Annotated in this window: 14 protein-coding genes; 9 read left to right on the forward strand and 5 right to left on the reverse strand. The window is 59.6% G+C overall.

Features of this window, described 5'->3' with window-relative positions:
* Positions 1 to 272: 272 nt before the first annotated feature.
* The gene (tyrS, locus tag M2394_RS07830) at positions 273 to 1,472 is read right to left on the reverse strand and encodes a tyrosine--tRNA ligase (protein ID WP_259172029.1); all 1,200 of its coding nucleotides are present in this window, start codon (positions 1,470 to 1,472) and stop codon (positions 273 to 275) included.
* A 209-nt stretch (positions 1,473 to 1,681) separates the two neighbouring features.
* On the opposite strand from tyrS, the gene M2394_RS07835 reads away from it, so the two are divergent.
* Complete coding sequence (locus M2394_RS07835; RefSeq protein WP_259172030.1) at positions 1,682 to 3,085, forward strand: peptidoglycan DD-metalloendopeptidase family protein; 1,404 nt, start codon at positions 1,682 to 1,684, stop codon at positions 3,083 to 3,085.
* A 3-nt stretch (positions 3,086 to 3,088) separates the two neighbouring features.
* On the forward strand, positions 3,089 to 4,180 hold the full coding sequence (locus tag M2394_RS07840) for an anhydro-N-acetylmuramic acid kinase (protein WP_259172031.1): 1,092 nt from the start codon (positions 3,089 to 3,091) through the stop codon (positions 4,178 to 4,180).
* Positions 4,181 to 4,245: 65 nt separating this feature from the next.
* Here M2394_RS07840 and erpA read toward each other — a convergent pair whose 3' ends face one another.
* Positions 4,246 to 4,596, reverse strand: coding sequence for an iron-sulfur cluster insertion protein ErpA (gene erpA, locus M2394_RS07845; RefSeq protein WP_003176443.1), 351 nt, complete (start codon positions 4,594 to 4,596; stop codon positions 4,246 to 4,248).
* Between the two features lie 165 nt (positions 4,597 to 4,761).
* Complete coding sequence (argC, locus tag M2394_RS07850; RefSeq protein ID WP_017138092.1) at positions 4,762 to 5,796, reverse strand: N-acetyl-gamma-glutamyl-phosphate reductase; 1,035 nt, start codon at positions 5,794 to 5,796, stop codon at positions 4,762 to 4,764.
* Positions 5,797 to 5,931: 135 nt separating this feature from the next.
* Here argC and hemJ point away from each other — a divergent pair, with 135 nt between their 5' ends.
* The 6 genes from hemJ to coq7 all read left to right on the forward strand — a co-directional run bounded on the left by hemJ (position 5,932) and on the right by coq7 (position 10,376).
* Positions 5,932 to 6,360, forward strand: coding sequence for a protoporphyrinogen oxidase HemJ (gene hemJ, locus M2394_RS07855; RefSeq protein ID WP_259172032.1), 429 nt, complete (start codon positions 5,932 to 5,934; stop codon positions 6,358 to 6,360).
* 24 nt (positions 6,361 to 6,384) lie between these two features.
* Positions 6,385 to 7,347 (forward strand): nitronate monooxygenase family protein, encoded by a 963-nt coding sequence (locus M2394_RS07860; protein WP_178920257.1) that lies wholly within the window; start codon positions 6,385 to 6,387, stop codon positions 7,345 to 7,347.
* 68 nt (positions 7,348 to 7,415) lie between these two features.
* The gene (locus M2394_RS07865; protein ID WP_259172034.1) at positions 7,416 to 8,372 is read left to right on the forward strand and encodes a DUF805 domain-containing protein; all 957 of its coding nucleotides are present in this window, start codon (positions 7,416 to 7,418) and stop codon (positions 8,370 to 8,372) included.
* Positions 8,373 to 8,435: 63 nt separating this feature from the next.
* On the forward strand, positions 8,436 to 9,224 hold the full coding sequence (locus M2394_RS07870; RefSeq protein ID WP_176996589.1) for an SDR family oxidoreductase: 789 nt from the start codon (positions 8,436 to 8,438) through the stop codon (positions 9,222 to 9,224).
* Positions 9,225 to 9,270: 46 nt separating this feature from the next.
* Positions 9,271 to 9,609 carry a histidine triad nucleotide-binding protein gene (locus M2394_RS07875; protein ID WP_071490214.1) on the forward strand — a complete coding sequence of 113 codons (339 nt, stop codon included), beginning with the start codon at positions 9,271 to 9,273 and terminating at the stop codon, positions 9,607 to 9,609.
* A 119-nt stretch (positions 9,610 to 9,728) separates the two neighbouring features.
* Entirely contained in the window at positions 9,729 to 10,376 is a 648-nt protein-coding gene (gene coq7, locus M2394_RS07880; protein ID WP_176996590.1) for a 2-polyprenyl-3-methyl-6-methoxy-1,4-benzoquinone monooxygenase, read from the forward strand.
* 56 nt (positions 10,377 to 10,432) lie between these two features.
* Here the strand turns inward: coq7 and M2394_RS07885 are convergent, their stop codons facing one another.
* The gene (locus M2394_RS07885) at positions 10,433 to 10,855 is read right to left on the reverse strand and encodes an OsmC family protein (RefSeq protein WP_005792019.1); all 423 of its coding nucleotides are present in this window, start codon (positions 10,853 to 10,855) and stop codon (positions 10,433 to 10,435) included.
* Between the two features lie 247 nt (positions 10,856 to 11,102).
* Here M2394_RS07885 and crp point away from each other — a divergent pair, with 247 nt between their 5' ends.
* Positions 11,103 to 11,747, forward strand: coding sequence for a cAMP-activated global transcriptional regulator CRP (crp, locus tag M2394_RS07890; RefSeq protein ID WP_099585649.1), 645 nt, complete (start codon positions 11,103 to 11,105; stop codon positions 11,745 to 11,747).
* Here the strand turns inward: crp and M2394_RS07895 are convergent.
* Positions 11,744 to 12,439: a lipoyl protein ligase domain-containing protein gene (locus M2394_RS07895; protein ID WP_259172039.1), complete on the reverse strand. Its 696-nt coding sequence runs from the start codon at positions 12,437 to 12,439 to the stop codon at positions 11,744 to 11,746. The two genes, crp and M2394_RS07895, sit on opposite strands and share 4 nt — an antisense overlap.
* Between the last annotated feature and the right edge of the window lie 5 nt (positions 12,440 to 12,444).

Consider the following 12,444-nt stretch of genomic DNA (forward strand, 5'->3'; position numbering starts at 1 on the left):
TCCGATCTCTCGTTAGCGGGAGGCGAATTCTACAGCGTTACACGCTGCTGTCAACACCTCTTTTTCTCCGCTTTCGACCGAGAAGATCGAAACGTTAATAGAGCCAAACTACACCGCCCTATCAACTCCTTCTGGGCTTCGATGAACTGAAGCGATCTGCTATCGAAACCTACTTAACTCATTGAAACTCAAGGAGTTTTCCGTTTCGACTGCGCCGGAAGTGGGGCGAATTATAGACAGATATAATTCGCCGTCAACACCTAATTTCAGCTTTACTCGGATTTGAGCGTGATACGCGCAAACGCCTTCTTCCCAGCCTGGCAAACGTGGGTAGCACCCAGCTCGTATATAAAGGTGCGACCCACAACCTCACCATCTATACGCACACCACCGGAGCCCAGGAGATCCCGCGCAACTGCCGAGTTTTTCACTAGGCCAGCCTTGTTAAGGACAGCCGCGATTGGCATCGCTTCAGCAGCAGACAGCTCGATCTCCGGCAGATCATCCGGCAACTCGCCATCCTTCATGCGATTACCTGCCGCACGATGAGCACTGGCCGCAGCCTCTTCACCATGGAAGCGCGCAACAATCTCTTCCGCCAGCTTGATCTTCACATCGCGCGGATTGGCGCCCGCCTCAACTTCAGCGCGCAGCGCATTGATCTCGTCCATCGAGCGGAAGCTCAGCAATTCGAAATAACGCCACATCAACGCATCAGGAATAGACACCAACTTGCCGTACATAACACCCGGCGCTTCCTGGATGCCTACATAGTTACCCAAGGACTTGGACATCTTCTTGACGCCGTCCAGCCCTTCCAACAAAGGCATGGTGAGGATGCACTGCGCTTCCTGCCCATACGCACGCTGCAGCTCACGCCCCATCAGCAGGTTGAACTTCTGATCGGTACCGCCCAGCTCAACGTCCGCACGCAACGCCACCGAGTCATAGCCCTGAACCAGCGGATAGAGGAACTCATGGATAGCAATAGGCTGGTTGGTGGAGTAGCGCTTATCGAAGTCATCACGCTCAAGCATCCGCGCGACAGTGTACTGGGAGGTCAGTCGAATGAAGTCCGCCGGCCCCATCTGATCCATCCAGGTGGAGTTGAACGCCACTTCGGTCTTGGCCGGATCAAGAATCTTGAACACCTGAGTCTTGTAGGTCTCGGCATTATCGAGGACCTGCTCACGAGTCAACGGAGGGCGCGTAGCACTTTTGCCGCTCGGATCACCGATCATCCCGGTGAAGTCACCTATAAGGAAGATGACCTGGTGCCCCAGCTCCTGGAACTGGCGCAGCTTATTAATAAGCACGGTATGCCCCAAGTGCAGATCCGGCGCAGTCGGGTCAAAGCCGGCTTTAATACGCAGGGGTTGGCCGCGCTTGAGCTTTTCGATCAGCTCAGCTTCCACCAACAGTTCTTCCGCACCACGTTTTATCAGCGCTAGCTGCTCTTCAACCGACTTCATAACAGACCCGCAAGGCTCAGATTCAAAAGGGAACCAACCATACAAGATCAGGGACTAATTACAAGTTTTGCCCTGCGAACGGACACCGTTCAGCAAGCCCAGCGTTCGCGAGCTTGCGCCACAGATGATTTGGTTATATTTTATACAGTTATTTCATCTTCATCATGTCATTCATCTTTTCCATTTCATCTTCAAAGTCAAAATTACTTATGACCACAGAACCGTCTAAAGCGCCGCCGCTTTACCCGAAGACCCACTTGCTTGCCGCAAGTGGTATCGCCGCCCTTCTCAGCCTGGCACTCCTGGTATTCCCTTCCAGTGACGTAGAAGCCAAACGAACCTCCCTGAGCCTTGACCTGGAAAGTCCTGTTGAACAACTGACACAAGATCAAGACGCTTCCGACGCCCAACAAGCCACAAATGCGCCAACCGAATCGCCGTTCGCACAGATAGAAAGCACACCTGATGACACCCAGCAGGCCACCCAGGAAGCACCCGCCGCCAAGAACCCTCAACACCGCGAAGTCATCGTGACCAAGGGCGACACACTGTCCACCCTGTTCGAAAAGGTCGGCCTGCCCGCAGCAACCGTTAATGAGGTGCTGGCGAGCGATAAACAAGCCAAGCAGTTCACACAGCTCAAACACGGCCAGAAGCTTGAGTTCGAACTCACGCCCGACGGCCAGCTGAACAACCTGCACAGCAGTGTCAGCGACCTTGAAACCATCACCCTGACCAAGGGCGCCAAGGGCTTTGCTTTCAACCGCGTCACCACCAAGCCCGTCATGCGCTCGGCTTACGTGCATGGTGTGATCAACAGCTCCCTGTCCCAGTCTGCCGCCCGTGCCGGCCTGTCCCACAGCATGACCATGGACATGGCCAGCGTGTTCGGCTACGACATCGACTTCGCCCAGGACATCCGCCAAGGCGACGAATTCGACGTGATCTACGAGCAGAAAGTCGCCAACGGCAAGGTCGTCGGCACCGGCAACATCCTCTCGGCCCGCTTCACCAACCGCGGCAAGACCTACACCGCCGTGCGCTACACCAACAAGCAAGGCAACAGCAGCTACTACACGGCTGATGGCAACAGCATGCGCAAGGCCTTCATCCGCACACCGGTGGACTTCGCTCGCATTAGCTCGCGTTTCTCCATGGGCCGCAAGCATCCAATTCTGAACAAAATCCGCGCCCACAAAGGCGTCGACTATGCCGCCCCACGCGGTACGCCGATCAAGGCGGCAGGTGACGGCAAGGTACTGCTCGCAGGACGTCGTGGCGGCTACGGCAACACCGTTATCATCCAGCACGGCAACACTTATCGGACCCTGTATGGCCACATGCAAGGCTTCGCCAAGGGCGTGTCCACTGGCAGCAACGTGAAACAGGGTCAAGTGATCGGCTACATCGGCACCACCGGCCTGTCGACTGGCCCGCACCTGCACTATGAATTCCAGGTCAATGGCGTCCACGTCGACCCACTGGGCCAGAAGCTGCCGATGGCCGACCCGATCGCCAAGGCCGAGCGTGCGCGCTTCCTGCAACAGAGCCAGCCGCTGATGGCGCGCATGGATCAAGAGCGCTCCACCCTACTGGCTTCGGCGAAGCGTTAAGCCATGACGTTCTATATAGGTGTGATGTCCGGGACGAGCCTCGACGGTCTGGACATTGCCCTGATTGAACAGGGCCCGGCGATCAACCTGATCGCCACGCATTACATCCCCATGCCAGACACCCTGCGCACCGAGCTGCTGAGCCTGTGCGCCAGCGGCCCAGACGAAATCGCCCGCTCCGCCATTGCCCAACAGCACTGGGTGAAACTCGCCGCCCACGGCATTCACACCTTGCTTGACCAGCAAAACCTCAAGCCCCAGGCCATTCGTGCGATTGGCAGTCACGGCCAGACAATCCGCCACGAACCTGCCCGAGGCTTTACCGTCCAGATCGGCAACCCTGCGCTGCTCACGGAGCTGACCGGTATCACCGTGGTCAGCGACTTCCGCAGCCGCGATGTTGCCGCAGGCGGCCAGGGCGCCCCTCTGGTTCCGGCTTTCCACGAAGCACTGTTTGGCGAGCGCACCGGTAACCGGGCGGTATTGAATGTGGGAGGTTTCAGCAACCTCAGCCTGATCGAAACCGACAAACCTGTAGCCGGTTTCGACTGCGGCCCAGGCAACGTTTTACTGGATGCCTGGATCCACCAGGCCCGCGGCGAGCACTTCGACCGCAACGGTCAGTGGGCAGCCAGTGGCAGGGTCGAGCCACAGTTGCTCAACGCCCTGCTCAGCGATCCATTCTTCGTGACCAAGGGACCAAAAAGCACCGGGCGCGAAGTGTTCAACCTGGGATGGCTGCAACAACACCTCGGGCGCCTGCCGGCATTCCCGGCGCAAGATGTGCAAGCTACGTTGCTGGAACTCACCGCCCTCACCATCGTCGAGTCCCTGCAAGCCGCCCAATCCAGCACCGAAACCTTGCTGGTCTGCGGCGGCGGCGCCCACAACGCGACGCTGATGAATCGCCTGGCAGCATTGCTACCTTCCACACAGGTCGCCAGCACCGCCGCCTACGGCGTAGACCCTGACTGGGTCGAAGCCATGGCCTTTGCCTGGCTCGCCCACTGCTGCCTGGAAGGCATTACCGCCAACCGCCCCAGCGTCACCGGCGCACAGGGGCTTCGGGTACTGGGCGCAATCTACCCCGCTTAAGCCCCAGACAGCAAAACGCCGCTTGGCCTATGAAGGCCAAGCGGCGTTTTTGTTTGCGCCGTCGATCAGATCGAGAATGAAGACCCGCAACCACAGGTAGTGGTGGCATTAGGGTTCTTGATCACGAAACGCGAACCTTCCAGACCTTCCTGGTAATCCACCTCGGCACCTGCCAGGTATTGGAAGCTCATCGGGTCCACGACCAGGCTCACGCCCTCGCGCTCGACGATGGTGTCGTCATCGGCCACATCTTCATCGAAGGTAAAACCGTACTGAAACCCTGAACAACCGCCGCCCGTAACAAATACGCGCAGCTTCAAGCGATCATTACCCTCTTCATCGACCAGGCTCTTCACCTTGTGCGCAGCACCGTGGGTGAATTGCAAAGCCGTGGGGGTGAAGGATTCAACGCTCATGCTGATAATCTCCCGGCGTACCGCCGCCATATGCGTAATGGCGGGCATTATCCGCTTCTCCTAGAAAAGCGGTCAACTATTGTTACGGTATATCAATCTGCGCTGCCGCCATTAAAAACACAAAAGGCCCGATCAACGGGCCTTTTGCTTAGCGGCTCAACAGCCTTAAGGCAGCATGCCCGCGTGGGACAAGCCCAGTTTCTCATCCAGGCCGAACAGAATGTTCAGGTTCTGCACCGCCTGGCCCGAGGCGCCCTTGACCAGGTTGTCGATCACCGACAACACCACCACCAGGTCGCCATCCTGCGGACGGTGCACGGCAATCCGGCACACGTTGGCGCCGCGCACGCTGCGCGTTTCCGGGTGGCTGCCAGCCGGCATCACGTCGACGAACGGCTCATTGGCATAACGCTTTTCAAACAGCGCCTGCAGGTCGACAGAACGATCCACCACGGTTGCGTACAACGTGGAGTGAATGCCACGGATCATCGGGGTCAGGTGCGGCACGAAGGTCAGGCCGACGTCCTTGCCCGCAGCGCGGCGCAAGCCCTGGCGGATTTCCGGCAAGTGACGATGCCCTTTTACTGCGTAGGCCTTCATGCTTTCGGACGTCTCGGAGTACAGCGAACCCACCGCTGCGCCACGGCCGGCACCGCTGACACCCGACTTGCAGTCGGCGATCAAACGCGAGGTGTCCGCCAAACCAGCTTCCAGCAATGGCAGAAAGCCAAGCTGCGTCGCCGTTGGATAGCAACCCGGCACCGCAATCAGGCGTGCTTGCTTGATCTGCTCACGATTGACTTCCGGCAGGCCGTATACGGCTTCTTCCAACAACTCAGGCGCACCGTGAGGCTGGCCGTACCACTTGGCCCACTCATCGGCGTCTTGCAGACGGAAGTCCGCCGACAGGTCGATGACCTTGGTGCCGGCCGCCAGCAGCTCACCCGCCAGCGCATGGGCTACACCGTGGGGGGTGGCAAAGAACACCACGTCACAGGCGCCGAGGGTCTTGATGTCCGGAACGCTGAACGCCAGGCCATCGTAGTGGCCTCGCAGGTTCGGGTACATATCGGCCACGGCCAGCCCGGCCTCGGATCGGGAAGTGATGACCACCACCTCAGCTTGCGGATGCTGAGCCAACAGACGCAGCAATTCGACACCGGTGTAACCCGTGCCGCCGACGATACCGACCTTGACCATAAACCTGCCCTCAACGAACCCACTGGAAAGCCGTCGATAATAGGGGCCGTATCGCCCTGCGACAACCGTCAACGTGACGTACGGGCGCATGAGCCACTACTATCTTCGCTACCGTGAACCTGGGAATAACTAAAAATGCTTTATCTATGGGTCAAAGCCTTCCACATCATCAGCATCGTCTGCTGGTTTGCCGGGCTGTTCTACCTGCCACGCCTGTTCGTCTACCACGCCCAAAGCGAAGACACCGTCAGCAAGGAACGCTTCAGCCTCATGGAGCGCAAGCTGTACCGCGGCATCATGGGCCCGGCGATGATTGCCGCGCTGGTCTTTGGTGGTTGGCTGATCTACCTCAACCCAAGCATCTTTCACTCCGGCGGCTGGATCCACGCCAAGCTGACCCTCGTCGTACTCCTCATCGGCTACCACCACATGTGCGGCGCGCGGGTAAAACGCTTCGCCCGTGGCGAAAACACCCGCAGCCATGTCTTTTATCGCTGGTTCAATGAAGTGCCCGTTCTGATATTGCTGGCTATCGTAATTTTGGTCGTGGTCAAACCGTTCTAATTTCAATCACACGGGGTACCTCCAATGTCATTGCCCGCTCTGCTTGAACAACGCCTGCGCCTGCCCGTGGTGGCAGCGCCGATGTTCCTGATTTCCAACCCGCAACTGGTCCTGGCGTGCTGTCGCAATGGAGTGGTCGGGAGTTTCCCGGCGCTCAACCAGCGCGAAAGCAGCGGCTTCAAGGCCTGGCTGGAGGAAATCGAGGCGGGCCTGGCGCAGTTGGACAACCCCGCACCGTATGCCGTCAATTTGATTGTGCATAACAGCAACCCACGGCTGGAAGCCGACCTGGCGATCTGCGTCGAGCACAAAGTGCCGATCGTCATCACCAGCCTGGGTGCCGTGAAGGAACTGGTCGACGCCGTCCACAGCTACGGCGGCCTGGTGTTCCATGACGTCACCACCCGACGCCATGCCGAGAAAGCTGCCGAGGCCGGTGTCGATGGCCTGATCGCCGTTGCAGCGGGCGCCGGCGGTCATGCGGGCACCTGGAGCCCGTTTTCTCTGATCGCCGAAATTCGCCAGTTCTTCGACAAGACATTGCTGCTGGCCGGCTGCCTCAACCATGGCCACGAGATCCTCGCCGCCCAATTGCTGGGCGCCGACCTCGCCTATTTCGGCACCCGTTTCATCGGCACCACCGAAAGCCACGCCCCGGATGCGTATAAAGAGATGCTGCTCACATCGCGCGCCGCCGACATCGTGCACACTCCCGCAGTCTCCGGCGTGCCCGCAAGCTTCATGCGCCAGAGCCTGGAAAACGCTGGTTTCGACCTCGCCGCCCTGCAGGGCAAGGGCGAAGTCAACTTCGGTTCCAAGCTCAAGCCGTTGAGCGACGAGGCCAAGGCGTGGAAGACTGTGTGGTCTGCCGGCCAAGGCGTCGGTGAAATTGATGATTTGCCCAGCGTCGATGAACTGATTGCCCGGCTGGATGCCGAATACCGCAAGGCACGCGAGCAAGCAGCACAATTGCGCTGGCCACGCTGACCCAACCGCAAGGCCTGCCAACCGAGCAGGCCTGCATCACCTCCCAGACAAGTGACAAGGATGCCCGCATGAGCGACAACCGTTTCAAGATTGTGTTTGACGGAGCCTTGCTCCCGGGTGTCGAAAGCACCACTGCCAAACTGAACCTCGCCGAACTGTTCAAGAGCGACGTGGGTGCCATCGAAAAACTGTTTACCGGTCGCCCGGTTGCGCTCAAGCGTGACCTGTCCCGTTCCGACGCCGAAACCTACCTGACTGCGCTGAAAAACGCCGGCGTCGAGGCACGTATCGAAGCCGAGCAGCCCGTCGCCTTCAGCCTGGCGGAAACCCATGAGACCGATTCCGCTGACTATTCGCGCCCGGCCGCATCGCCTTACGCCCCACCCCGCGCAGCCGTGGGTGATGACGGGGCAGAGTTCTCCACGCTCAAGGTCTTCACCATCCACGGCCGGATCGGCCGCCTGCGTTACCTGGCGTGGACACTGGTGCTGACCGTCGCAATGCTGGTCGCGGGCGGCATCATCTCCACCGCCAGCTTTGCCGTGGCCGCCGCCTCGCCAACCATGGGCATCGTCCTTGGCTCCCTGCTGGGTTTTGCACTGTTTGTTGCGCTTGTCTGGGTCAGCGTGCAAATCGGTGTGCAACGCCTTCACGACCTGGGCTGGTCGGGCTGGCTGTACCTGCTCAACCTGGTACCGCTGGTGAACAGCATTTTCCCGCTGCTGCTGCTGGTACTGCCGGGCAACACCGGCGCCAACCAGTACGGCCCGCCGCCACCGCGCAACTCCACCGCGGTAAAAGTCCTGGCCACCCTGTGGCTGGCATTCATCCCGGTGGTGTTCGCGATTGCCGTGACACTGGGCATGAACGGCTACCTGAACCAACTGGAGTCAAGCGTCGACAGCAGCTATGAAAGCAGCTCCATCACCTCCGACGACGACAGCGACCCAAGCGTGATCGTTGAGGAAGAAGACGCGCAAAGTGCTGATGAAGCAGCCGAACCTGTAGACTCTCCAGAACAGTGAAGAAACGCCCGTCGCCTGTGATGCCTCTGTCACAGGCCCGGTCGCGTTGCGATGGAGAAAGGCATGACCCGTTACGCTCTGATCACCGGTGCCTCCAGCGGCATCGGCCTGGCCTTGGCCGAAGCATTGGCCCGTCGCGGCCGCAGCTTGATTCTGGTAGCCCGCCAGCGTGATCAGTTGGAAAGCATTGCAATCGAATTGACCCAACGGTTTGGCGTCGAGGTGCTGTTTCGGGCCTGCGACTTGGGCGAGCCGCTGCGTTTGTCCGGTTTTCTGCTGGAGCTTGAAGAGGGCGAGCGGCAGATCGACCTGCTGGTCAACTGCGCCGGTATCGGCACCAGCGGGCCGTTCCTGGCCCAGGACTGGATGACCGAGCAGGACCTGATCGAAGTCAACATCCTGGCCCTGACCCGCATGTGTCACGCCCTCGGCAATGCGATGGCACTGCAGGGCGGCGGGCAGATCCTCAATGTCGCCTCGGTCGCAGCCTTTCAACCCGGCCCGTGGATGAGTAGCTACTACGCCAGCAAGGCGTATGTGCTGCACTTCTCCGAAGGCCTGCGTGAAGAGCTGAAGACCTGTGGCATCAAGGTCTCGGTGCTCTGCCCCGGCCCGACGCGCACTGCCTTCTTCGGCACAGCGCAGATGGACACCGCCAAGCTCGACGCCAGCGAAAAGCTGATGAGCCCCGAGGAAGTGGCGCTCTACACCGTGCGCGCGCTGGAAAAGAACAAAGCCATCATCATTCCCGGCCGACGCAACCGCTGGATCACCTTCAGCCCGCGACTCAGCCCGCGCTGGCTGACACGCAAGATCGCCGGCGCCATCAACAAGGCCTATTGCCCGCGCTGAACGCCTGGGTACACTCACCCTGCACTTTCATAATGGAGAAACAGCTGTGGATACTCTGTTCACCAAGATCATCAACAGAGAAATACCTGCGGACATCATCTACGAAGACGACCAGGTCCTGGCCTTCAAGGATATTTATCCAGCGGCGCCCGTGCATTTCCTGGTCATTCCGAAGAAACACATCCCGACCCTCAACGACCTGACCGAGGAAGACAAAGCCCTGGCCGGCCATATCCTATTCACCGCCCAGCGCCTGGCCGTGGAACAAGGCTGCGAGGAAGGTTTCCGCGTGGTGATGAACTGCAACCCGAAAGGTGGGCAGACCGTTTATCACATCCATATGCACGTGCTGGGTCAGCGCCAGATGAACTGGCCTCCGGGCTGATCAGCCTTTGGGCAGCGGTCGCGCGCCCCCAGGCTGCGACCCTATGCCCTTGACTCAGCGCAAACGCTCGCCCCTCTCTTGCGGTAAACTGGCCGCCGAGATTCTTCCCGGAGGTCAGCATGACTACCCAACGTCACTACTCGCCGATTGATCGTCTGTTGCTGCAAGCCGACATGGCCATGCGCACGCTGCTGCCATTCAGCGGCCAACCGTACCGCCCGTCGCCCGCCATCGTGCAACCCGACGCACAGTTGAGCGAGACCGACACCCGCCATGTCGCCGGCCTGATGCGCATCAACCATACCGGTGAAGTCTGTGCCCAGGCGCTGTATCAAGGCCAGGCCCTGACGGCCAAGTTGCCGCAGGTGCGCGCAGCCATGGAACATGCCGCCGAAGAAGAGATCGATCACCTGGCCTGGTGCGAACAACGCATTCGCCAGCTCGGCAGCCACCCGAGCGTGCTGAACCCGCTGTTCTATGGCTTGTCGTTCGGCATCGGCGCCGCCGCCGGCTTGATCAGCGACAAAGTCAGCCTGGGTTTTGTCGCCGCCACCGAGCACCAAGTGTGCAAGCACCTGGATGAACACCTTGAGCAACTGCCAGCCGAAGACGAAAAGTCCCGGGCCATTCTTGAACAGATGCGCATCGACGAAGAACACCACGCTGAAAGCGCGCTGGATGCTGGCGGTTTCCGTTTCCCAGCGCCGGTGAGGTTTGGCATGAGCCTGTTGGCCAAAGTCATGACTAAAAGCACGTACCGAATCTGAGCCGAAAAAAAGGGCGCTTTCACAGCGCCCTTTCTTTTTGCCCACCGATTGCGCGATCAACCCAATTCGATGATTTCGTAATCATGGGTGATGGCCACGCCAGCCGCGCCAAGCATGATCGACGCCGAGCAATACTTCTCGGCCGACAGCTCGATGGCACGCTTGACCTGGGCTTCCTTCAACGCCCGGCCCTTCACCACAAAATGCATGTGGATCTTGGTGAACACCTTGGGGTCTTCAGTGGCGCGCTCGGCTTCCAGGAAGGCCTCGCAGCTTTCCACTGCCTGGCGGGATTTTTTCAGGATGCTGACCACGTCGAAATTGCTGCAACCGCCCACGCCAAGCAGGAGCATTTCCATCGGGCGTACGCCCAGGTTTCGGCCACCGGCTTCCGGCGGGCCGTCCATGACCACCACATGGCCACTGCCCGACTCACCGAGGAACATGGCTTCGCCCGCCCATTGGATGCGTGCCTTCATCGCCCAGACTCCACTGCTAAAAAAGGGTCGCCAGCTTAGCACAGGGTCAGATCAGCACAGCGTTTCCCATCAAAGCGATCAATAGCAGGCTTTCCCCAGTAAATTGGCTAATCGAGTCAGAATGTGTCTGGTAAGCTGGCGCCAGCGAAATGGCGCATTGCCATCCTTTGTACAGCGTGTATCAATGCCGATACCACTGGATAAAAACAACTCCAACCACACCGTGCAGTCTTTTCGGGATACAACCATGGTTGCTCTTACTCCCATACCCAAGATCAAGAATCTCGACAAACTGTTGATGCACTGCCAGCGTCGCCGCTACCCCGCCAAGCACAACATCATCTGCGCAGGGGAGCGTTCCGAAACACTGTTCTTCATTATCAAAGGCTCGGTCACCATCCTGATCGAGGATGAAGACGGCCGCGAGATGATCATCGCCTACCTGAACACCGGCGATTTCTTCGGAGAACTGGGCCTGTTCGAACAGGCCGGCAAAGAGCAGGAGCGCAGCGCCTGGGTGCGGGCCAAGGTCGAGTGCGAAGTGGCCGAGATCAGCTACACGAAGTTTCGTGAACTGGCCCAGCACGATCCCGACATCCTGTATGCCCTGAGCGGCCAGATTGCCCAGCGCCTGCGCGACACCACCCGCAAAGTGGGCGACCTGGCATTCTTTGATGTCACCGGCCGCGTAGCCCGCTGCCTGCTGGAGCTGTGCAAGCAGCCCGACGCCATGACGCACCCTGACGGCATGCAGATCAAAGTCACACGCCAGGAAATCGGGCGCATTGTCGGCTGCTCACGGGAAATGGTCGGGCGCGTGCTCAAGGACCTGGAAGAACGCAACCTGGTGCACGTCAAAGGCAAGACGATGGTGGTGTTCGGGACGCGTTAACCCGGCAGGAAACCGGCCAGCATCGTTCGGTACAGCTCATCCAGCCGACTGATTGCATCCGGTGCCGGGAAGGCTTCGTGCAAGGCGATGTGACTACCGGCGCGAACGCGCTGGTCGAGACCGCAGGCTTCATTGAAGCGATTGACCGCCGCGATCAGTTCTTCACGGTCGTTTTCCAATAGCAACGCGCCGTGGATCAGGCCCACCGGACGCCCTCCGCTTTGTCGCCAACGCTGTGCGGTGCCGACCATCTTGCGGCCATTAAGGTTGACGTTGTAACGGCCATCGCAAAACGCGCCGTCGATTTCGCCGACGGACGCATCACCGCCAAACTCGATCAACAAGTCGCAGATCGGCTGGCACAAACGCAGGTAGCCGGTTTCGATACGCCCCTGGTCGCCTTCGCTGCGGGGCGGTGCATACACCAGGGCGATATTGACGGTGGCACTCGACTGCGGCACCGGCTCGCCACCGGTTTCCCGCAGCAATACGGGCCAACCGGCATCGGCCGAAACCTGGCTGGCGGCGTCGAAAGCCGGCAGACGACTCAAGCGACGCGGCATGACGAGGGCTTGATCGATGGGTTGCCAGAACAGCAGGCCGAACGCCTGTTCGCCTGCGCAAACGGCGGCCAACAGGGTTTGCTCGGCAGCGAGACCTGCTTCAACCGTCATCCTTACTGGCTTATCCATCAACA

Origin of the sequence: Pseudomonas sp. BIGb0164, from assembly GCF_024810135.1 — a bacterium.
Lineage (GTDB): Bacteria > Pseudomonadota > Gammaproteobacteria > Pseudomonadales > Pseudomonadaceae > Aquipseudomonas.